We start from the raw sequence: 22,898 nt of genomic DNA, 5'->3' as shown, positions 1-22,898 counted from the left end.
TATCTACTTTAAATACATAATAAGAGAGATTCAAAATGGATAAAGAATTTAGAATATTAACGCTTTCGGGAGGCGGTTATAGGGGATTATATACGGCCAAAGTTTTAGCCGATTTAGAGGAGCAAACTAATCAGCCTATTGGACGCTACTTCGACCTTATAGCAGGTACATCGATTGGTGGAGTAGTCGCTTTAGCAGTGGCGTATGAAGTTCCAATGAAAGACGTTGTCGATATGTTTGTAAAGCATGGAGAACGGATATTTACGAAACAGAGGTTCAGTTTCTTCTCCATATTCAAAGCCACTTATGGTAATGACTATCTGAAAGCACAAATAAGCCAATTCTTCTTAGATAAAAAAATAGGTGATTTAAAGCACAATGTGATAGTGCCTGCTATTAACTTCTCCGCTGGACGACCAGTGGTTTTTAAAACACCACATCACCACAGCTTTTTTCGTGATGCCAAACATGACATCGTGGATGTAGCTATGGCAACCTCCGCTGCACCCATATACTTTCCTAAATACCATTTCAAAGATGCAAATTATGTAGATGGTGGACTTTTTGCTAATAATCCAAGTCTACTGGCAATACATGAAGCCCAGCATTTTTTTGAAATACCTAAAGAGAATATATATTTATTACATGTAGGTACACTATCTTCTCATACTTCTGACGTATATAGGAAAAACCAGCAAGGGGGTATGACAGATTGGGCTAATGGTCTCTTTTTGAACAAAGCTCCTAAGAACATAATAGAACTCACTCTTGCAAGTCAGCAGCAAATGATGACTCATATGACTAAGCATATGCTAGGTAATAGGTATTTTGATATAGATTCAGATGTATCTAAAAATGCAACAAATTATATAGGGTTAGATAGAGCTGATGAATATGCAACCAAAGTATTACTTTCTCATGCCCACGAGGCTTCTAAAGATGCGTTAGGGACTCCATTTATATCAGCTTTACTTAAAAAACAAACTACTATACCTACTTGGGTAAATACTGAGGAGCAAGATAATGAATAATGAAATACCTACTAATAATTTTCATCGAGTTTTACGTAATGAACCAGAAGGTTTTTTTACTCAGTTATTGCCTACAAAAGATCAGCTAGATATTTTTAAAAACTGCAAAGATCTTGTGCAAGGAGCGCTTGAAGTTAAGCTTGAAGAAAAATATGGTACTAAACCAAAGTTTAGATTACAAGGTTCATGGGCTTATGGTACTTGTAATGTACCAAATCGCGAAGGTCAAGAAATAGATTTTGATTATGGGTGCTATCTGCCTGAAAATTGTTTCTCAGGCGATCAAGAAAATGATGCAGAAGTATTAATAGGCCATGTTAAGCAATGCTTATCTCAACTTTGTTTTAATCAAAATTGGCAGCTAGATGATACCAACCCAAGTTGTCTACGTATAAGGGGATTCATGGCAGACGCTCATTTCGATATTCCTTTGTACGCCGTTCCTAACGATATGTTTAATGACTTAAAGGATGTACCTATTTCAAGTCGTAAGAACTCAGACGTTGTCGAAAGTAACGAAAGCTTTGATGGTTTATCAAATCGGAAATATGAAGGATCTTTAAATTTCAGTGAAGATACTCAACCACAAGATTTATCAGATTTTTTTGGAGAGTCTAACTTTACTCGTAGTTCAGGCATTATTAACTTGAGTGAATCTTTTGAAAGTAACCAATTTGACAGTACACAAAAAAACGAGTCGACTCAATCTTATATAAAGGATATTTCGCTAATCAGAAATGATGGTAAGTGGAAAGTATCTAACTGTGAACGTGTTCGTGAATGGTTTTTGAAGGAATGTAGTGAACTTCCTGGTGAAGGCCAACAGTTAAGATCTATAGTTCGCTATATTAAGGCGTGGAGAGACTATAATTTTAACCCTGAACACCGCAAAGCACCTACTTCATTAGCGCTTATGATATTAACAGTTGATACGTATAAATACACTCAGCAACGAGATGATAAAGCGCTAATACAAGTAGTCTCGATGCTTCCTGATAGGTTTTTGCAAGACGTTACTTGCAAAGATATAAAAGATCATGAAACTGAAGTATTTAACGATTATAAAGATGATACACATGAGTATAGAACTGAAGATAATCGTTTGGCTAAACAATTTTATGAATCACTTGAATATTGTTCAACTAAGGCAACCGCCGCAAGACAATGCCTCACTCTCTTAAAAACAAGTCTTGGCGATAAAATAGCAGATAATGAGGATTTAGTTTCTATTAGTGTCATAGAGCCTAGTTCTAGACCTGTACAGGTAGCAGCAAGTGCAGCTATTATCCCGCCACAAATTGGCGGTTGATTTAGATTTATGAATCGTACTGATGTAATAATAGGTATTAGTAGTCGCTACCCTAACTGGACGTTTTCACGTAGAGCGCAGCCTTCATTGTATTTAAGAGGGCAAAATGAAGTAGTATCTAATCGAGCTTATCTCGATACATGGATTATACGTTTAAATATAAGTAGAAAATACCAGATAGAGCTACTAATACAGGTGTCCGATTGGGATTTTATAGAGTTGCCTTCTGTATATGTAAGGTCTATACCAGAAAGCGCTATCGAAAATCTTCTACCTTCACCTCACCTATTTCTTAAACGATGGGTGCTTGATGATAAGGTCTATTATTACCTGTGCTACGCATTGGTCAATACGATATCATTTGATACTTACGATAAATTATCTGTTGTCGAATATTGTTTCAATCAATCTAAAAACATAGTTACTAAACTGCTAACTGATCAGCATTATCGATCCAAAGATACAATGCAAGAAATCGTTTTTTTATGGCAACAAATAGCAACTCGTAATAGTGAAAATCATCAATATCATTTAAATAATACTACTGATATTGATGCTAATCCAAAATATTCAAAACACTACAGCTCTATTCTTTCTATAGTTAATGATACATCAGGCTACCATAATTTTGCAGTCTTAAACTTAAAAGAGCGTTCGAACACTCTATGTCATGTGATTAATTTAGGCAGCTCTTATCAGCCTCATTTCATTCCACGCCAATTTATAGATGAAAGCTCATTGAATGGAATCCCTTTTAAAACATTTAGCAACTGGTTGAAGAAGATTTCTTTGAGCGCCTATTCTCAACTTGAATCAGCTATCTTTGGATACGTTAATCATATCAAAGATATAGACATATCTGAGAAAGAATCCAACTATGATTTTACAGGATGCTTAATTATAGATAGTGAAACACTTAGCTTTAGAATTGACCTATCTTTATTAAACAAGGCTTATCAATACAAAGGAGACTTACATCTCTCAAAAAATTATCGACAAAAGATATTGAGTCAAAGTAAGATTTTTCTGCTAAGTTCTTTTAATTATACACCTCATCACATTTTTGAAAGGAATATCAAAAAGTTGGAACAGCCTAGTTTGATCGACAAGAAGGTATTAATAATTGGTTGCGGTGCTATCGGTGGTTATATCGCGTTAGCGTTAGCCCGTTTAGGTGCTGGGGCTAATAATGGAAAGTTGATCTTAATTGATAATGATAAATTATCTTCATTAAACTTAGGAAGGCACGTTCTAGGTAAAAACTATTTGTATCAAAACAAGGCTACTGTTCTAAAAAAAGAGATTGAGAATCAATTACCTAATATGAATATTGAAGCTTATCCCAGCTCTATTTTAAATAAGATGGGTCTTATGGCAGATGTGGATTTAATAATTGATGCTACGGCAAGTTCTGCTGTGTCTCAACGTATCAATGAAAATTACGATCAATCAGAAAAGATAACTGCACCTATTATCCATGCTTGGATTAGAAATAATGGTGAATGTGTCCAGTCTTTATTTTACGATAAGATGGTCGCAAGTGCCTGTCGCTCTTGTATTAATAAGAATGGACATCATATTCGAGCCGAATACGACGCACTAGAAGGAGGCGTAGAACCTATTACTGCTATTAGAGCCTGTACTGACTTTACACCCTATGCCGTTTCATCAAGTATGTCTACTGCCTCTTTAGTAACTGATATGGTATTAGACTGGTTGAAAGGAGAGGTAAGCCCACGTTATAGAACACGGTATAGTGAAAAGTGGCACGGGAAGAAACTACAAAGTGCTGACTTTTTACCACATGAGGACTGTCATGTATGTGCCAGACCATGATTAACAATACTTGGTTTTTTAAAAATGAATGTCCGATCCGTATGGTCAGCTTTGAAGTTCATGTCCTAGAAATAATAGATAGGTTTAGACAAAGGAAATATTATTCACAGCTAGAAAGCTGTGGCATTTTAATGGGTGAAAAACGGGGATTGCATGGCGAGGACATTCACGTTATGCACCTGTCTACACCGAAGATAACTGATTTTAGAACGCCCGTTTACTATAAAAGAGGCGTACATGGTCATCAAGAGCATTTAAATCAATTGCATGATTCTAGTCAAGGTCGTATTCAGTATTTAGGAGAGTGGCATACGCATCCACAAAAGAACGCTAAACCTTCTTCTACAGACTATAGAGAATGGAGTAAAACGTGCAAATACTTCAAAGAACAACCTGTATTATTTTTTATTGCAGGGGTGCATGAGGATTGGCTTGGTATCCAAAAAAATGAAGTATTGCATTTACCTACCTATTTTGTAAATAGAGGATCTTATTAGCTGGTTTTTCAGACAATAGCAATAAAAAACTATTCTAAAAAAGATGTTGACATATACGCCGTTAAACCGATTATTAGTAATGAATACATCAATCGACTAGTTAAAAAGAAGCTAGATGCTGTGTTAAATATAAGGCGTTTACATAACAAAACTTATAGAAATGACGCTGTCAAACTACTTCAAAGATTAATAAGCTATTAATGAAAGTGGTATAATTTTGCATATAATTTAAGTTGTAGAGAGCCTTTCCCAAACTTTGTGTAACTGCTTATAATCCACTAACAGGAGAATAAGCAATGACTACTCAATCTGACATTAAAAAGCTGGCTGAGCAAATGGCTGGTAGCATGAACAGCTTCGATGACATCAAAGACTTTCAGAAGCAGCTCATGCAGTCGTTTATCGATACTGCCTTAGAGGCTGAGATGGAAGACCATCTCGGCTACCCCGAGCATGAGAAAGCAGACAAGCCTAATAAGCGTAACGGGCACACTAAAAAGAGAGTCCGCAGTGACATAGGCGAGCTTGAGATCTCCACCCCCAGAGACCGCGACAGTAGCTTTGAGCCTGTACTTGTCAGTAAGCATCAAACCCGTATTAGTGGCCTTGATGATAAAATCATATTCCTTTACGCCAAGGGTCAAACCACCACTGAGATCGTAGAGAGCATTAAAGAGCTCTACGATGTCGACATCTCAAGCTCTCTTGTCTCAAGAGTCACCGATAACATATTAGAGGACATCACCGCTTGGCAGAACAGGCCGCTGAGCAGTGTTTATCCTATCGTCTATTTGGACTGCATCGTCGTGAAGATACGTCAAAACAAGCAGATCATCAACAAAGCCATTTACTTAGCCCTAGGCGTCAATCTTAGCGGTAAAAAAGAGCTGCTTGGTATGTGGCTATCAGAGAATGAAGGCGCTAAGTTCTGGCTGGGTGTTCTCACTGAACTACAAAACCGCGGGGTGCAAGATATCCTGATTGCCTGTGTTGATGGTTTAAAAGGCTTTCCTGATGCCATCAATACCGTTTACCCCAACACTCAGGTTCAGCTGTGTATCGTGCATATGGTGCGTTACTCAATGAAGTTTGTGCCGTGGACGGATAAGAAGGCCGTAGCGGCTGATTTAAAGGCAATTTATGGTGCTGATACGCTTGAGATAGCAGAGGCCAACCTTGAGCACTTTGATGAGACTTGGGGCACAGAGTACCCACATGTCATCAAGTCTTGGCGTAATAACTGGGAGGGCTTAACGGTGTTCTTTGAGTATCCGAAAGATATCAGAAAAGTGATTTATACCACCAATGCTATTGAGTCTTTAAACAGCGTGATTCGGACAGCGGTGAATAAACGTAAGGTGTTCCCGTCTGATCAGGCAGCATTCAAGGTAGTCTACCTAGCAACTCAGCAGGCGTCTAAAAAGTGGTCGATGCCAATCGCTTCTTGTACTAAAAGTTCTTTAAACTCAGCACTGTAAGTTCTACGTTTGGGTTTGTTAGGTGGTTGTGTTGTCATGTTAGTGTCCACGATTATTAATCGTGGACACTATCTCGCATTTTTTAAGTGAGGAAAAGATGGGATGGTCGGATGCTTACGTAATACCGCCATTGATAGTGATAAAGACTGTATCCCTTGTGAAGCGTTATGTTCAAATTAAAATATTTGCAGTCAACCCGTTGAACACTCTACGATTCTGATCAGCCTACTTACCACTATCTTTTTGCTAAAAAAAACCAGAAACTCTAGTTTCTGGTTTTTACATTGTCACTGATTATTTGCAAACTTTTAAGCCTCAACTTTCTCTTCGCTGAGGAGCCCTTTATTTATTAAACTTTGTTTAAATCTAGCTGATGCTTTACTAGCTATATGGTCTGAAATACGCTCACGATTTTTATAAATATCACTGTACATCTCTTCTTCAGTTAATTTATCTTTTCCAAGAAGAAATACATCTTTATTCTTTCTTACCGTGCTGTAAGTGTTACTATCAAACGCAAATGGAAATTCAGTTTTGTTTAACATGGTATATCTCCTTATTGGAATAATTGCAGCAACTCACTAATCAAAGTAATTTTGAAAGAAATGTTGATTGAGCTTATCTTCAAAATAATGTTTTCGCTTTTTCCAAATAAAGCCATCGCCTTTACTAATAATTGCTACATCAATCGCACCACCAACACTTTCCAATGAGGACGTAGTTCGTCTTTTCAGAAATGTTAGATAGATCAAACTCTCTGCAAGTTCCGCTAAATCTTCCTTAGATAGAAATCTTAAAGCTTGTAAAGTTGGTTGTATATGGGAGTTATGTAGAACAGATTCTATATTATTTTGCATCGATACCATAATACTTTCTTTAAACTCTTGCTTTAAAGTTTCTAGAAGCCCCTCATCAACTTCTCCCTCTGTATTCGCAATAATTGTATCGTTATAAGTATCTAAAGTACTCGATAGTGACTTATATAATGAATCATTGACAACATTATACACCTCAGGGTTCATGCCTCGAATAAAAGTATTCATTACATCAGTCTGTGCAAACGGAACAAGGTCGCAGTGATGTTCATCACTAATTGAGATATCACCAGTAACACTGTAACGAAGGTTCCCACTGACCACTCCATCCGTCTGGATAGAATATAGAGCTGGATATAATTGTTCATTACCGTAGCCTACAAAAACTAATCCTGTAAAGCCTAACAAAAAGCAATTAGATGATAAAATACTAATGAACAAATCAGCAATTTTTGCTCTTAATCCTTCAATATTATCTGAATGTAGTAGTAATGGAGTACTATTTATAAGTACATCATCAATAACTTCATAGATAAAATCCTCATTACTCTGCTTAAAACTTTTTAGATCTACCTCATCTAGACCTTCTATCTTATCTAAGGCATTGAAAATTAAGATATCTTGATCAACTATACTGTCTAGTATAGCTGCTACTTTTTTCACGCTGTCGATTTTCTCAGATGGTATATCTTCATACGAATCTAAATCTTGTAATACTAACAAAGTGTCATAATCACCCTGATCTAATAGTTGGTTTCCTACATCATTTATAATTTTATTGACTATGATCTGTAACTTCGTTGTAAGAAAAGCTTTTTCTTTTTTTCTAAAGTTCAATAATTCATTTTTTATAAGAAATTTCCTGAAATCATCGCTGTACTCTTTAACAGTTCTGAATGATCTTTTCTTTAAACTTTTTCTATACAACTTGATGATTAGCTCCCAAGGTGTATAAAGAAACTCTGCATTGTTAAAGATCATGATCGCAACTGGATGGTGTTTTGATAAAGTGAAGACTTTGTTAGCTGTATTAAAAACCTTGCTAGTTGATTTATCACCATTAGTAATTGTCGCAGCACTATCTGCGGCTAATGCCATACCTGTCTTATTTAAGATCGCTACAACTGCTGTCATATAATTCTCTTTGGTTTAAAAGCTCAAATACTCAAAATACAAACAAAACCTGATTTGCTTCATTTATCTGTTTTATAATCTATATATACGGCATTAAATATATATCAATCAATGGCTTAATATACTAAGCATACACTTTCCCCTATTAATATTTATATCTCAAAACTATTTTTTTAATGTTAGATTATCCATATCACCTATAGCTTCTATAAAACTCTGATCATGAGATACCAAGATAATTGCACCTGTATAGTCGTGTAATGCTTGCTGGAGCAAGTTTTTTGATTCTATATCTAAATGGTTGTCAGGTTCATCTAGTAGCAGTAAGGCTGGAGCAGTAGGACCACAAAACAAGCATGCAAGGGCTACTTTTAATTGTTCGCCACCGCTTAATGTATTGACTGGCTTGATTGCAGCATCTCCCTTAATTCTCAGTTGCGCCAATCGAGTTCGATATAAATCTTCTGTCCAACCAGACGCCTGCTGACGAAAATTATCTAATGCGGACAGATCTTTATCGAGAAAAGAAAAATGCTGATCCATAAGGCGATAGGACTGAGTAACTGCTATTTCACCTCGCAACGCTTCAAGCTGACCTGATATTACTTTTAGTAAAGTGGATTTGCCACTACCATTCTTACCAGTAATGGCAATGCGTTCGCCCTTATTCACGATCAAACTCAATGTAGTTGCCATGCCAAAAGGTAAGACAACATCAGATAGATGCAGCAGTGGATTACTGGTAACTTCGGGAGTAGCCGTTACGATGGCAAGCGGTTCTATAATCTCTAATTGTGCCTTAGCACTAGCTGCTTGTCCGCTAGCATTTTGTATTCGATCATCGTGTAGCTTCGCTTTACGTGATTGAGTAGCCTCTGAGCGCCCTAACTCACGATCTAGAATAATTTTACTTTGATTGCTATCTTTACGTTTATTTTTACCGCGACTTTGGCGCTGTTCGGTCTTCTCTTGAGCAACCTGCTGTTCTCGCTTGGCTTGCTGTAGTTCTTTTTTTGCCTGATCAGCACTTCTTTGCGCACCTAAAAGTAGCTGTTCTTGACTCTCTAGCCAATCATGCCAACCACCACGACTTATTGAAATCCCCATACTCGTTAATTCATAAACGATCTGTACTTGTTCTAATAAAATGGGATCATGTGACACTAATAAAACACCGCCATTAAAACTCTCTAGCCATTGAGCTAACCACACGCGACCATCCTGATCTAAATGGTTGCTAGGCTCATCAAGTATTAAAAACTTACATCCTTGCCTTTTTAATGCTAACAGTTTTAAACGTGTCTGCTCACCACCGCTAAGTGACTTAAATGGACGCTTAAGAACATCTAGTGATAGCTCACCTTCTGCCAATAAGGCGTCTGTTTCAGCTTCCCAATTCCACTTACCGTCCATAAAACTAAAATCTTCCGGTGTACCTTCACCATTGAGAATACGTGAGCTTACTCGTTGTATCTCACTAACACCTAAAACATCACCTGCGGTTCCTACTATTTCAGTTTCTCCCTGAGCCAAGTAGCCTATTTTGCAAAAGCGTTGTACAACACCTTCACTAGGCTGCAACCTATACTAGGCTGCAACCTATCTGCTAGTATTGCTGCTAAACAGGATTTTCCTACTCCGTTTCTGCCAATTAACGCATGTAACTCATTAGTCAAAAAAATATCAATTTCTGAAAATAAAGGCAATGATGATTCAGGAAAAACTAAACTTAACTGTCTTGCTTCTATTAGGTTTTGCATAAACCCTCTTTTAAAACGTATTACATTAGCCAAATAAATACAATCCAAGCTCCAATAGATGCTAAAAAGCAAAGTAGACTAGCTCTTTTACAATATGAGAATATGCGAAAGTTGCTAGAAGGAATAATGGACTCGTACCTATTAGCTCCTTCTAAAAGTAAGTATAAACGTTGAATACTTAGTTTATCAGCTAAATCTCTTTCACTTCTTATATCGGCATACAAATAAACAGCTCCAAAGATAATACCCAAGGCATTAGCGATAATGGCTCCTTTAAATAGAAATAACTGATTACTCTGTATGAACAGCAGGGAACTGTCAAGTGCTGGGGACATTCTAGTAATTTGAGACACTATGACTGAGAATACTCCAGAAGCGATAACAATAAGCCACTTCATCCATTCATAATCTTTTTCATTAGCAGTATTGTGCTTCTTTGCAAGCGCTCGGCCTATTTCGTCTAGTGTAGGTTTCAAAGCTTCATGACGATTATAAAAATCTACCGTGATTCCCTCTTTATCTAGTTTGTTATTGAACCTCCTTTGAAGAGCCTTCAACTCTCGCTTACTCATCAGCTCGTTACTCGCTTAATTGTCCAATGCAAAACTAATACCCCTAATAGAAGTAGGTAGCCAAACAACCAGTCTCCTTGTAATGTATCAATAACAACTAAAGGCGCTTGATTAATACCAACACTACCAGTTGTATTAGAAATATGGTTTTCAGCAATAAAGCTCAACGCAAAGTATCCGATTAAGGCAAAAAAAGTAAATATTATTGATAATTTTAAGAATTTTTCGTCGATTTTACGCATAGCTTACTTTTCCGTAATTAGCTTTTCTTTGAACATTAGTATGAACCCAAAGCTAAATATGAGACAGCCTAGACCAGCTACCAGTTGCTCTGACACAGTTGTTTGATGCTCCCAGTCATACGCTATGATGATTATCAGGATAGATATAATCCAAGATATAGTCGCAACTAAAGCAAATAATATTCTATTACTTGGCAGAAAGTTAGTAGACTGTAACCATTTAGGTTTCAAACACAGCCAGAAAGCCACAAGTGGGATTGCCAGCATGGGGAATACTAGGAAAACAGCTATATAATTGTTCATTCTAATCTTATAAGTTGTTAGAGTACTTTTATAGTTTATGAAATCCCACATGCAGCATGGGTCAACCCATTACCACAGAAAAACTTAATTTCAGTACCTTTTCCTATTTTAGTGACATAATAATTAAAGTACTATAGTCTAGTTATTTTTTAAAGTATATTCTAACCTTATTTGACAGGAGCAAACTCATGGCTGTCTACGTAGATTTTGCAAATATAAGTTTTAGGCAAGATAAGTGGTGTCACTTGCTGGCCGACAGTCTTGATGAGCTGCATGACTTTGCTTTGCTTATTAATGTAGACAAACGATGGTTTCATAAAAATGCCAGTTATCCTCATTATGATATTACTGTCAGAACCAGAGAAATAGCTATCAGTAGAGGAGCTTTACCATCAAATAGAAAAAAAATAATTGAATGTGCAAAAAAGTTAAAAGCTGAGCTTGAATACAATCGCTCTTTAACCCTGAATACGAATCAAATGAGCTTATTTTAAGTAAGGTGTTAAGATGATTATTAAAGAAGATTCGTTGGATGATCTATTGAACTCAACTTTCTCTCAAATCGTAAATTGCGGAGATGAGGTAGAGTCTTCAAAAGGGGGAAACAATGAAATTAGAAATGTTCAACTTATTTTAACTAACCCCAGAGCAAGACTAAGTATCTCAGAATCTAGAAGCAAACTGATCAGCTGTATAGGCGAGTTTTTTTGGTACGTGAACGGAAGTGATAGTATTGAGTTCATAGAGTATTACATATCAAACTACCGAGATTTTATCGACTATAAACAAGGTGAAAACGCCCCTGTTTTGGGTGCGTATGGTTCTAGAATGTTTGGTATAAAGAATCAATTTAAAGCGATTAAAGATCTTCTCAAACGAAAGCCTGAAACACGAAGAGCTGTAATATCGATATATGATAAAGAAGATCTTTTTAGGGACGACTCTAGAGACATTCCTTGTACCTGTTCATTACAGTTCTTCGTCAGAGATAATGCTCTCCACTTGACTACAATAATGAGATCTAATGATGCTACTAAGGGCCTAATACATGACTTATTTAGTTTTACCCTTATCCAAGAACTCATGTGGGCAGAGTTAGCGAAGGATAATGAAGCGTTAGAATTAGGCATCTATACACACTTCGTTGGCAGTCTACATATCTATCATGAGGATAAAACTACAGTTGATAATTTTTTACATATTGAAGGATGGCAAAACAAAGCTACGATGGAACCCATAAACCCTTCTTATTTAGAGAATGATTTTAATACCATTAAAGAATTAGAAGAAAAGCTGAGAACAAAGTCTTTACAGGACGACTTTGATATCCACAGCATTAAAGATATATTTTGGCAAGAGATAGCTATAATTCTATTGTCTTATTCATACGCTAAGCAAGGTAGACAAAGCGAATTAAAAGAGCTTAGAGATTTATGTAGAAGTGACCCTATACTCTATTTTCTAGATAAAAAAATTAATGAAATTAACAGAAAAAATTTTAAGTAGGGCGTTTATGAAATATCAAGAAAGAATCGATTATTCAGTCATATTAGCTAATGACATTACCGAATACCTTACAAACGAAGGGCTTTCTTGCGGGCTTTCTAGAATTTCATATGAGGTTTTAGCTATGCAAATTATCGAAAGCATGAAGCGGGTTAAATACTTCAATGCTGTTTCAAACAGAGATATTGATACCCGAAGGTTAGACCCTCAAGACACCATTTTTGACCCAGTAAGAGCAATTTTATACCTAAAAGACAGAAATTATGATGAAGCATGTTGGTTGACTTTTTTGTTAGTCTATACAGCAGAGAATTACCAATCAAATTGGAATTTCTTGAGGCAACTATACTCAGGTGTAGATGAAAAATTGACGTGGGAAGTTGCTAGTAATAATACTCAAATACTTCCTAGGTTAGCAGATAATCTTATCAACTCACAAAACAAACCAAAATTTGGTAATCATGCGAAGTTTAAGACTTTAAGAGATATACCTAGAGTGCTTGAAGATTACATAAACTTTGTTAAAGTTAATGGTGGTCATTATAACCTGTTCATAAATAACAGTTTAGAAGATCCTAAAGAACATTTTAGAATTCTTTTCCCAGTAATTCGACGCAATATACATAGCTTTGGGCGATTATCGACATTTGACTATTTGTCTATGCTATCTAAGACTGATTTGGTTAACGTTGAAGCTGATAGCTGCCATATCGTTGGGTCAACTGGTCCTAAAGACGGGGCTAAACTTATCTTTGGTAGTTTCTCAGATAAGCAATTAGATAGCTACGCTATGGGTCTAGCAGATCACCTCGAAATTGGCTATCAAGAGATGGAAGACGCATTATGCAACTGGCAAAAATCACCTAATGTATTTTATACTTATAAAGGGTAGTCAATTTAAACCCTACCCTTTATCACCTGTTATTTACATAATATGCCAAGGTTTAGCTAAGTACCTCTGGTATAGAGGAGTTATCGAATATAGGCCTATGTCTATCATTAAAATACCTGTAATCTATTTTTTGAGAAGATTTCAATACTCCTATAAGTAGGCTTGGTGACAGATTAACTTCGTTAGCGACCCTACACAAATTTGCAAAGCTAGAACGTTTGTCTCTACGTACTAATTTAAAATCAACTTTTTGTTCAATCTCTTTTAAGGTGAAAGGGTAGATTAACTGTGAAACCATAAATTCATCAGCTTCCTTTTCGCACTCATCATGCTGTTCATTATCTTTAGGTTCACCAAAATCGTAATGTGTCATTTCATCTTGGTGTAAAATTAGATGTGCAGCCTCATGAAAAAAAGTCTGCCAAAAGAGGTGGTCTTGATTGTATTTGTTAGTAATAACAATCATTCCTTTGCCCTCTATGAACTTTGATACGCCCCTTATAGGGCATTTATCCAAAGTGCTTAAGAACACTACGGCTACACCGCATTCAATACAAATTTCTAGTAAATCTTTCTTAAAATTCCTTAACCCTCTTTTTCTAGATAAGGTTTTAATTTCTTGTAATTTTTCTATAAAAAGAGACTTATTGAAATCGTTTAGGATATGTTGCTTCTTAAACTCTAACTCTGCCATACGCATAAATGCTGCAATGTTCAATGTTGAAAATTCATAGCTTCCAATTTTTTTATACCTTGATCCTAAGAAATTCTTGTATATACTTTCTTCGTTTAATGGACTCAAGTCTGAAATACCAAAAAAACTTTTTAAGTTCAATTGATCAAGGTATTTATAATCTGAACTTGGTAACCACGATCTTTTTTTCATCTCTTGAACAAGTGTATAGTAATCTTCAAAATTGCTATCGATATTGCTCTCTTGAAATCTTCTAATACTCTTCTCATAGTTGTTTTGTATATTTAACCAAAAATCTTCACTCCCACCTATAAGTCGAGCTAGGTAAATAGCTGTATCGGAATCGATATCTATCTGTTGATTGTTTAGCTTCTTAAGAAAACTGCCACTCAGACAAGATGGGTCAACATTACTTCCTTCCAGAAATTTTAGTATGGTTTGAGAAGGGTGGTAAACCCAATTAGGCTGAAAATCGTGTATCATTGCTATTTTCTCCTATGTATTTGAGTTTTAGTCTACTAACTGTTTCCCAGTCGTAACTTGCACTTTTACCCAAGTGTGACTTATTGGCTATAGAAAATTGAGCTACAATATCACTAGTCAAATTGACTTGCAAAGTATCTTTTTCAAAATAGAAGTCATTTTGAGTAGGTATATCTTGTAGAGTGTCCCCTGCTGCTAAGGTCGTCAAGATAAACTTTAGCTTTTCTCTAGCTTCTTCTGTAAGCTGATAGAAACTAAGAAAGTCGTCTATTGAGCTATCTCTTAGTTCTCTTGATTGATATGAAATGATCATCTTTTTTCCAGTAAGAGGCTGTTATGAGTGTGATTAGTGTTGTTGCCGCAGTAATAAAGCACGACGATAAATATCTATGCGCACAAAGGAAAAGAAGTAAGTTCGAATATCTATCGTATAAATTTGAATTTCCGGGTGGTAAAGTTGAGTCTAACGAGACTCACGAACAAGCACTCCACCGTGAGATATTAGAAGAGCTAGATGCACATATTGAAATAGTATCAATATTAAAAAAAATAGAACATCAGTACCCAGACTTTAAGGTTCATATCACTTTTTATAGATGCAGCATTTATGAAAAAGAATCTATAAAAAAAGTAGAACATAATAACCTATCGTGGCTTACAAAGCAGGAACTTCATGAGCTAGACTGGGCAGAAGCAGATATACCTATTATTAGGTTACTCTGAATATAATCGCGTTGTCGATAATAATACTAATTTTTATATTTGAATTGATTAGATTTTAAGTGTGTTATAAGTTATCTATACCGTTTCTGACCCAATTACTGTTAATCGAGTTAGGATGCTTAAACAAAGCTAACTTCCCATTGTAAAAGTTAGTAAATTCAGAGTTTAGAGTTCCGTTTAAACTTACAACTTTTGCTATCAATTCAACTAGCTTACCGTCCTTACTGAAAAAATCTTCATCATTGTCAGTTTTATAAGCGATGCCATTAAAACCTTTTACTCTTGTTCCATTGCTTTTTGAGTCATTTTTCTTCTTTAACTTTACTTCTCCAAACTCTAAAATATAATACTTATTTTCCGCAATTTGCAATTCTATGACTAAAACATACTCAGGCCAGTATAAATCATGAGCAGTAGAGTGTAACTTGGCTAAAGACATCACATAGAAATCGTCCTGCTCTTGAAGACCCTGACCAAAAGTAAACCAGCGTGCGGTTCCATGATTTTGTTTCGAGTACTCTTTAGCATGATTCCAAGTTTTATTAAAGCGAGATTGATCGTCTTCTTTTACATCAAAAAGTCCCTTGGCTAAACCTGTTGATCCTCTCCCAATTTTCTCTCCTACACCTAGTTCCTCTGGCATCTCTTCTTTTACAAAGCGTGTGCTATCATCAATAGGTTTAGAAATTATACCGTTTGTTAGTTTGTTGATTATGACTAGATCACCAATTCTCTCCAATCGTTCGAGTAATATTAAAGTCGTTAGATTATTTACAGGGTTGTGAGTAAAATCTAGATCTTCAATATTATCTGGTGGTATGTACTGCCTTACTGTCAAAAAATCTTGAATCTCTATAGATTCATCAGTGCTAAGTCGTCTTTTTGGTTGAAGAACAAGGTTAATAGGATCAAGTTTAGGTTCACTGATACCGATAATATTTGCGCATAATATTTTATCCCCGATAGGGATACCCTTAATATGTAAGGTCAAAGGTTGATACCAAAAATCAATTCGAACGTTTCTTTTTTTATTATCTTTAGCCTCTTGAATATTGTTGTGTATTTTCTCAACTTTTTTCCATACGTCTAAGTTATATTTTAACTGATGTAGAAATACTGCGTCTCTTTGAGTGAATTTTGGAGGTAATACAACATATTCATCAACTCCCTCGGCCTTCATTTTTTCTTCGATCTGTTTGTTTCTTGGAATCAGTTTTTTCTCTATAGTATCCAAATTATATCTACTAATAATACGTTTTATATCCATGGAATACCCATAATGGGTAATGAATAAAGATAAAGGGTGAACGATAATTTTATGTTCACCATCTTCAATATTTATTAATTGATTTTTATCATAGCCATTTATTTTTTCAAAGTATTTTGTACTATCGAATGGCATTTCATTTATTAGTTGGCTTCTTTTGATAGTTTCCTCAAATGTAGGATTTTCTTTAAGGTCTATTTCTGCTCCAACTCTCATATCAAAATATGCTTTTGAAAAAGAGTGAATATTATAATTATCTTCAACTTCAACTTCATAGGAATTAAGAACAAAGCGCTCTTCTGACTTACCATTTTTCCAAATACTACCGAAAGGTAATTTATGTATGTGGTTGATATGAATTCTTAACTTTAAATAGCTAGTAGCTTCTTCTCCATTTTCTTTTTTAATATACTTAGGCTCTGTTAAATTAGCGAATAAAACATCTACATAGGTAACTGTTCCGTTGCTGTTGGAGCTTGAGCTTGCATTAGTAGGTGCAATAAAATCCTTGTCATACCAAACGACCACATATTCAAAATTCTTATTAAAATGATTTATCGTATAATTACGGTCAGGTTCAGAATTAGCATCTGTATCATAATCAACCTGAGAATGAGGCTTTATGTAGTTACTAATGTCGAAGGAATTTTTATATTTTTCTCTAGGACTGTCTTTAGTAAAAAAATGGCTCATATAGTTCTCACATTTATCAATGATATTATTGTGCCATCAATTTAGATTTTTTGCCATTAATTTGGAACTATTACACCTGTAAATAACAGCGAATGACCACCAGCAGCGGCAATCTCTAGCGCGCGCCGTGCATGATGCTGTCCTTTGACATCAGCCAAATCCACTTGATAGCCAACATGCTGCTGTGCTGGACTCGGTTGTACAACGTCCAAAGATTCATAGGCTGCGCTTGGGTTCGCTAACGACTGTAAGTGGTCACAAACTGTCTTTAAGCTTTGCGCGGCTAGTATCGTCACACCATCCACACGGCTAGCCTCAGCACCATTATCAATCGGTACGATAAGCTGCGGTAGTTTTGGCTGCGGTTCGCTCAGCTCTTGTTCAGTTGTCTTTGCCACCTGCAATACTTTGGACGCCAGCGCCTCAGCTTTGATCGCTCGTGCCACCGCTAAGCTGCCTGTCACTTGCCGTAAATTCCCATTGAGCGCTAACTCACCGATAAACTCAAACCCTGATAATACTTCTGGATCCAATTGATCACTGGCTGCCAAGATTCCGATGGCAATCGGTAAATCAAGACGCGCGCCATCTTTAGGCAAATCAGCGGGGGCTAAATTGATAGTGAGACGACGATTAGGAAATTGAAAGCCAGAGTTCAGAATCGCAGAACGTACACGATCTTTGCTCTCACGTACCGCCGCCTCCGGCAAACCGACGATGGTCAATGCTGGCAACCCTTGTGACAGATGCACTTCAATAATGACCTTGGGCGCATGCAGTCCGACGACTGAACGAGTATAGACTTGGGCAAACGACATCAGCATTTTCCTAATATAGGGAATAATTGATAATAGAGCATTATGTATCAGTGCGCAAATGTCGTGTTTTCTTGTCTCATTTTATTTACTAGCATAGTTATCAACAGTTGTTATATGATAAACGGATGCTCTTTCGCTCAGTCTTATTCGGCTATGCTGCTCCAAAGATTATCCAAAGGTTCTCACCCCTGTTAACCACGTTATTAACGTATTGGATAATTTTAATCGTGCTACAAAGCACTAAAGATTAGCAAGAGTATTGGCAATAAAAGGATTTTATTGATCATATAAAGTTTGCTGGCGGCTTTTTGCTGCAGATTTATATAACACCTACTTTATATAATACCTACTACCATGGATGGATAAACTTATGAGCATAAAGATGCATAATCGGCGTGTGCCCACACTCACGCTACTGACAGTAGCAGTATCCTTAGGACTATTCGGCTGCTCAGATAGCGACAGTAGTTTCAATGACGATGATGTCATATCCCCTTCCACTAATTATGAAGCCGATATTCAGCGCACTGAGTTCGGTATACCGCACATCACCGCAAAGGATTACAAAGGCCTTGGTTATGGCGTCGGTTATGCATTCGCAGAAGATAATTTCTGCTCACTAGCGCGTGAAGTTGTAGTCGCTAGCGGTCAGAGTATGCTGTATCTAGGCGCTGACGGTAATTTGGCTAGCGATGCTTTTTATACGTGGTACAACACTGACAAGCGAAAAGCTGAATTTTTAGCAGCTCAAGACCCTGAAGTCATTGATGCTGTGACAGGTTATGCAGCAGGCTATAGCCGTTATCTACGTGATAAAGGCGTGGCTAATATCGATCCTGCTTGTGCCAATGCTGAATGGGTACGAGAGATTACTCTCGATGATTTATTGACGGTCTACGGTAAAGCCAATCTACGTGGTGGCTTATCTAATTTTGTCGGTCCCATTGTAGCAGCGGCACCGCCCTCTATTGCTGGCGTTCAGGGTAGCTCAAGAATGCGTAGTGTTCCAGTCGCAAACCCTGTCGTAGAGTCAGCACCTGCATTCAATATGGATACGATTAATGCGATGAGTGGCGGTAGTAATGCCTATGCCTTTGGCAAGGAGGTGACTGGTACTAGTAGCGGGGTCATGTATGGCAATCCGCATGAGCCATGGGATGGCGTCCAACGCTTCTATCAATTTCACTTAACGATGCCAGGTGAGCTGGATGTGATGGGTGCGGCTCAACAAGGTCAGCCTTTCCCTAACATCGGTTTTAATAAAGACGTGGCTTGGAGCCATACCGTATCCACTGCCAAACGTTTTACGCTTTATCAGCTTAGCTTAGTTGATGGAGATCCTCTCAAATACAATTATATTAATAGCGCTGGTGTGACTGAGCAGCGTGATATCGAAACCGTTCCTGTCACTATTCAGCTACCAAATAATCAGACGCAGGTTCACAATATTTATGTCTCACAATATGGACCTATGTTAGCGGTCAATTTACTCAATGGTCAATTACCAGCATGGGGCGCTAATAATCTAGCTTATACTATTCGTGATGCCGCCTCTGAAAACCCAAGAGCACTCAATCAGTGGCGTAGTATGAATAAGGCTACAAGCGTTGAGGACTTAGTCGATAGAATGCAAAGCGTCCTTGGTCTTGGATTTGTTAATACTATTGCTACCGACCGTAATGGTAAGGCACTCTATGCTGACATCTCAACCGTACCAAATGTGACCAAAACTAAGCTTGAAGCTTGTAGTAGTGCTGCATCTGGCCCCTTCCTTGGTGCGTTAATTGCCTCTGACTTGCCAGCACTGAATGGTAGTACCGCTGCCTGTGAATGGGGAGTTGATACAGACTCACCGCAAGCAGGTATTTTTGGGCGCTCAAAATTACCTTTCTTGATCCGCGATGATTATGTTGCTAACTCAAATGATAGCTATTGGTTAAGCAATTTAGAGCAACCACTGACTGGATTTTCACCGCTCCTACGTCGTCGTTTAGCCCCCTTCTTAGGTGCTAGTCCAGCAGCTGGTGTTCCATTGCTTATGCGCTCACGTATGGGACTGGTTCAAATACAAGATCGATTCAGTAATAAAGATAACTTAGGCGGTACTAACTTCAATTTAAACAATATGCAAGAGGTCGTCTATGGTAACCGCAGTTATGTCGCTGAGTTGGTACTCGACGACGTACTAGCAGATTGTCGAGCGAATGCTAGCATGCCTTTGACGGGTGGCTCTACTATTGATGCAACCAATGCTTGTAATATCTTGAGTAATTGGGATCGTCGTAATAATTTAGATAGCAAAGGTGCTCATGTCTTTAGAGAGTTTTGGCGTAATGTGGACTTTAATGAAACGACGGATACGATATTCAGTGTTAAATTTGATGCAAAAGACCCAGTCAATACGCCTCGTGGTTTAATTATTAGTGCGGATACACGTACTGCTTTAGGAGATTCCATTAAGTTCTTCCAAGATAAAAACATCGCTCTTGATGCGTCTTTATCTGATTTGCAGTATATCGTTGATGCTAGTAAAAACGACGAGCGTATTGCTATGCATGGTGGCTTTGGTCGTGAAGGTGTATTCAATGTTGCAGAAACGAGAGGCACAAGCGCTAATGATGGCGCAAACTACCTCATTAATTTTGGTCCAACATATATGCAAACCGTTACCTTTGATAAAAGCGGCCCTGTAGCAGAAGCCTTATTAGGTTACTCGCAAGCTTCTGATACTACTCGACCGTTCCATCGTGACCAGAGTGGTCGCTACTCAGCTAAAGAATGGATTCGTTTACCCTTCAATGCTAATGACGTTAGCAAGCAAGCCGTTGGCAATAAAATCCAGCTAAAAGAATAAGTTTGACGTAACTTGAATTAGTGATAACTTAAATTAGTGATAAAAAGACCTCAGATATATGCTGAGGTCTTTTTTACTTTATGGAAGCAGTCTGTTTGAATATCGTCGATGCATCATGATGCCAGCACTTAGCCAGCTAACCGCAAGAGGGGTATGAGTATAATTGCCAAAACCAAATGGACTTATCATAGACAGTTTGCATGTAAGAAAACTCGCCGACCACCCCACTGCAAACAAGGATTTGTTATACTAGTGCTTATTGATGGCTATAACTTTAGCAGCATATAGCGCTGTGAAAATTATTATTGATAACAAAGTTATTATGGTTATTAACGATCTATCAAACACCTACTGGCTTTTAAATATTTGGTCGTTAGAGATGTAAGAACAGTAATACTCAAGGTCAAAACGAGGAGTACCGCATGACAGAACATTCAGAATCAAATACTCAGCAACCTTACAATCGTGCAGGAGAGCAACCGACCACGACACGCCCTGTTATGCAATCAGAAAGTCCTTATGCCAGTACGCGTGGCAGTATGATGAGTAAGCAGCTACCTGCCTTTGATGAAGCTATTATTAATAAATACAATCGTTCAGGACCACGTTATACCTCCTATCCGACCGCTTTAGAGTTCTCACCCATCTCTGATGGTCTTGAGGCAAAGATCCTTCAGAACCGTGAAGCTCGTGCACCACTGTCTTTATATTTTCATATTCCTTTTTGTCGTCACCTCTGCTATTACTGCGCTTGCAATAAAATTATCACCAAGAAAAATAGCGACTCAGGCGATTATTTGCAGTATTTAATCGCTGAGATTAAGCACAAACGCCGCCTGCTATCTGTCCCAGAAGGTAGTAGTAAACCCCTCGTTAAACAGCTGCATTTGGGTGGGGGTACGCCAACATTTTTGCGTGATGAAGAAATGGTTCAACTGTGGCAGTTTTTACAAACTCAGTTTGAATTCTTACCTGAAGACAAAGGCGATTACTCTATTGAAATTGACCCACGTGAGCTGAGTGGCGAGACGTTAAAAGTATTGCGTAACCTTGGCTTTAACCGTGTCAGTTTAGGTGTACAAGACCTCGATGAAACGGTACAAATCGCCGTCAACCGTGTACATTCAGCAGAGCTCATTGAAAATGTGTTAAATGAGGCGCGGGATCTAGGTTTTCACTCTATCAATATCGACCTGATTTATGGCTTGCCGCATCAAACACCCGCAACCTTAGATAAAACGGTGCGCCGTATCATCGAGATGTCGCCGGATCGCTTGTCAGTATTCAATTACGCACACTTGCCAGAACGTTTTAAGGCCCAGCGCCAGATTAAAGAAGCCGATTTACCAGACCCAGCAGCCAAGCTTACAATGCTTGGCAATAGCATCAATACGCTGACCGAAGCTGGCTATCAATATATCGGTATTGATCACTTCGCCAAGCCTGATGATGAATTAGCCGTGGCGCAGCGTGAGGGCAAACTGCATCGTAACTTTCAAGGTTATACCATCATGGGCGATTGTGATTTATTGGGCTTCGGCGTCTCCTCTATCAGTCAAATTGCCAATGCCAATACCCGCTATATTTTGCAAAATGATACAGATTTATCAGTTTATCAAGCGAGCATCGATGCTGCACAAAGTAACTCGGCTGCCATGCCTGCAGTAAAAGTCATCAAAACATCTATCAAAGATCGCTTGCGTGAATATGTGATTATGAATCTACTCTGTCACGACTATATCGACTTTAAAGACGTCAATCAAAAATTTGGTATCGATGCCATCACTTACTTTATCAATGAGATTCAACAGCTTGGCGCCATGCAAGAAGACAAGCTCATCGATATGGACGCGGCTGGCATTCGCGTGCTACCAAAAGGTCGATTGTTAGGTCGTAACGTCGCCATGGTATTTGATGAGTATCTTGAGAAAAAACATAAGAATCGTTTCTCAAAAGTTATCTGATTGAGTGATTCCATACATTAAAAGCAG

At 37.6% G+C, this 22,898-nt stretch carries 20 protein-coding genes and 1 pseudogene; 11 read left to right on the top strand and 10 right to left on the bottom strand.

Annotated elements, in window-relative coordinates:
* Positions 1-35 precede the first annotated feature (35 nt).
* From ACT3S4_RS10230 to ACT3S4_RS10210, 5 genes are all read left to right on the top strand, one after another.
* Positions 36-1,031 (top strand): CBASS cGAMP-activated phospholipase, encoded by a 996-nt coding sequence (locus tag ACT3S4_RS10230; protein WP_444760994.1) that lies wholly within the window; start codon positions 36-38, stop codon positions 1,029-1,031.
* Positions 1,024-2,340 carry a CBASS cGAMP synthase gene (locus tag ACT3S4_RS10225; protein ID WP_301449126.1) on the top strand — a complete coding sequence of 439 codons (1,317 nt, stop codon included), beginning with the start codon at positions 1,024-1,026 and terminating at the stop codon, positions 2,338-2,340. The genes ACT3S4_RS10230 and ACT3S4_RS10225 overlap by 8 nt, the downstream gene beginning before the upstream one ends.
* A 9-nt stretch (positions 2,341-2,349) precedes the next feature.
* Positions 2,350-4,176, top strand: a complete 1,827-nt coding sequence (locus ACT3S4_RS10220; protein ID WP_301449125.1) for a ThiF family adenylyltransferase — start codon at positions 2,350-2,352, stop codon at positions 4,174-4,176.
* Positions 4,173-4,673, top strand: coding sequence for a Mov34/MPN/PAD-1 family protein (locus ACT3S4_RS10215; RefSeq protein WP_301449124.1), 501 nt, complete (start codon positions 4,173-4,175; stop codon positions 4,671-4,673). Before ACT3S4_RS10220 ends, ACT3S4_RS10215 begins: the two co-directional genes overlap by 4 nt.
* Positions 4,674-4,969: 296 nt before the next feature.
* A complete protein-coding gene (locus tag ACT3S4_RS10210) occupies positions 4,970-6,151 on the top strand; it encodes an IS256 family transposase (protein ID WP_444760993.1) in 1,182 nt (393 codons plus the stop codon).
* A 308-nt stretch (positions 6,152-6,459) separates the two neighbouring features.
* Here the strand turns inward: ACT3S4_RS10210 and ACT3S4_RS10205 are convergent, their stop codons facing one another.
* The 6 genes from ACT3S4_RS10205 to ACT3S4_RS10180 form a co-directional block, all read right to left on the bottom strand.
* A complete protein-coding gene (locus tag ACT3S4_RS10205; protein WP_301449122.1) occupies positions 6,460-6,696 on the bottom strand; it encodes a hypothetical protein in 237 nt (78 codons plus the stop codon).
* 36 nt (positions 6,697-6,732) lie between these two features.
* Positions 6,733-8,100, bottom strand: a complete 1,368-nt coding sequence (locus tag ACT3S4_RS10200) for a hypothetical protein (RefSeq protein ID WP_301449121.1) — start codon at positions 8,098-8,100, stop codon at positions 6,733-6,735.
* Positions 8,101-8,265: 165 nt separating this feature from the next.
* Entirely contained in the window at positions 8,266-9,633 is a 1,368-nt protein-coding gene (locus ACT3S4_RS10195; protein ID WP_301449120.1) for an ATP-binding cassette domain-containing protein, read from the bottom strand.
* 5 nt (positions 9,634-9,638) lie between these two features.
* Complete coding sequence (locus ACT3S4_RS10190) at positions 9,639-9,860, bottom strand: hypothetical protein (RefSeq protein ID WP_301449119.1); 222 nt, start codon at positions 9,858-9,860, stop codon at positions 9,639-9,641.
* A gap of 20 nt (positions 9,861-9,880) precedes the next feature.
* A complete protein-coding gene (locus tag ACT3S4_RS10185; protein WP_301449118.1) occupies positions 9,881-10,432 on the bottom strand; it encodes a hypothetical protein in 552 nt (183 codons plus the stop codon).
* Positions 10,432-10,674 carry a hypothetical protein gene (locus tag ACT3S4_RS10180; RefSeq protein WP_301449117.1) on the bottom strand — a complete coding sequence of 81 codons (243 nt, stop codon included), beginning with the start codon at positions 10,672-10,674 and terminating at the stop codon, positions 10,432-10,434. Before ACT3S4_RS10180 ends, ACT3S4_RS10185 begins: the two co-directional genes overlap by 1 nt.
* 491 nt (positions 10,675-11,165) lie before the next feature.
* Between ACT3S4_RS10180 and ACT3S4_RS10175 the strand changes: the two genes are divergently transcribed.
* From ACT3S4_RS10175 to ACT3S4_RS10165, 3 genes are read left to right on the top strand one after another with little or no spacing between them, the layout of a single operon-like run.
* Positions 11,166-11,471 (top strand): DUF4031 domain-containing protein, encoded by a 306-nt coding sequence (locus ACT3S4_RS10175; protein WP_079692940.1) that lies wholly within the window; start codon positions 11,166-11,168, stop codon positions 11,469-11,471.
* Positions 11,472-11,484: 13 nt separating this feature from the next.
* Positions 11,485-12,483, top strand: coding sequence for a thymidylate synthase (locus ACT3S4_RS10170; RefSeq protein ID WP_301449116.1), 999 nt, complete (start codon positions 11,485-11,487; stop codon positions 12,481-12,483).
* A 7-nt stretch (positions 12,484-12,490) separates the two neighbouring features.
* Positions 12,491-13,375 (top strand): alpha-glutamyl/putrescinyl thymine pyrophosphorylase clade 3 protein, encoded by an 885-nt coding sequence (locus tag ACT3S4_RS10165; protein WP_301449115.1) that lies wholly within the window; start codon positions 12,491-12,493, stop codon positions 13,373-13,375.
* A gap of 52 nt (positions 13,376-13,427) precedes the next feature.
* Here ACT3S4_RS10165 and ACT3S4_RS10160 read toward each other — a convergent pair whose 3' ends face one another.
* Together ACT3S4_RS10160 and ACT3S4_RS10155 are read right to left on the bottom strand one after the other, a co-directional pair.
* Positions 13,428-14,552: a hypothetical protein gene (locus ACT3S4_RS10160; protein WP_301449114.1), complete on the bottom strand. Its 1,125-nt coding sequence runs from the start codon at positions 14,550-14,552 to the stop codon at positions 13,428-13,430.
* Positions 14,530-14,865, bottom strand: a complete 336-nt coding sequence (locus tag ACT3S4_RS10155; protein ID WP_301449113.1) for a hypothetical protein — start codon at positions 14,863-14,865, stop codon at positions 14,530-14,532. Before ACT3S4_RS10155 ends, ACT3S4_RS10160 begins: the two co-directional genes overlap by 23 nt.
* A gap of 23 nt (positions 14,866-14,888) precedes the next feature.
* On the opposite strand from ACT3S4_RS10155, the gene ACT3S4_RS10150 reads away from it, so the two are divergent.
* Positions 14,889-15,275: a (deoxy)nucleoside triphosphate pyrophosphohydrolase gene (locus tag ACT3S4_RS10150; protein WP_079692945.1), complete on the top strand. Its 387-nt coding sequence runs from the start codon at positions 14,889-14,891 to the stop codon at positions 15,273-15,275.
* A 64-nt stretch (positions 15,276-15,339) separates the two neighbouring features.
* On the opposite strand, the gene ACT3S4_RS10145 is transcribed toward ACT3S4_RS10150, so the two are convergent.
* Together ACT3S4_RS10145 and ACT3S4_RS10140 are read right to left on the bottom strand one after the other, a co-directional pair.
* Positions 15,340-17,235 (bottom strand): hypothetical protein, encoded by a 1,896-nt coding sequence (locus ACT3S4_RS10145; RefSeq protein ID WP_301449112.1) that lies wholly within the window; start codon positions 17,233-17,235, stop codon positions 15,340-15,342.
* Positions 17,236-17,309: 74 nt separating this feature from the next.
* Positions 17,310-18,053: pseudogene (locus ACT3S4_RS10140) on the bottom strand (magnesium chelatase domain-containing protein); the annotation flags it as partial.
* Positions 18,054-18,423: 370 nt separating this feature from the next.
* Here ACT3S4_RS10140 and ACT3S4_RS10135 point away from each other — a divergent pair.
* Positions 18,424-20,907 carry a penicillin acylase family protein gene (locus ACT3S4_RS10135; protein WP_444760992.1) on the top strand — a complete coding sequence of 828 codons (2,484 nt, stop codon included), beginning with the start codon at positions 18,424-18,426 and terminating at the stop codon, positions 20,905-20,907.
* A 422-nt stretch (positions 20,908-21,329) separates the two neighbouring features.
* Positions 21,330-22,871, top strand: coding sequence for an oxygen-independent coproporphyrinogen III oxidase (hemN, locus tag ACT3S4_RS10130; RefSeq protein WP_109592231.1), 1,542 nt, complete (start codon positions 21,330-21,332; stop codon positions 22,869-22,871).
* Positions 22,872-22,898 lie beyond the last annotated feature (27 nt).

Source organism: Psychrobacter sp. AOP30-A2-5, from assembly GCF_052378115.1.
GTDB lineage: Bacteria > Pseudomonadota > Gammaproteobacteria > Pseudomonadales > Moraxellaceae > Psychrobacter.
Note: the sequence above shows the minus strand (reverse complement) of the source record. Positions and strands in the feature narration are given on the sequence as shown.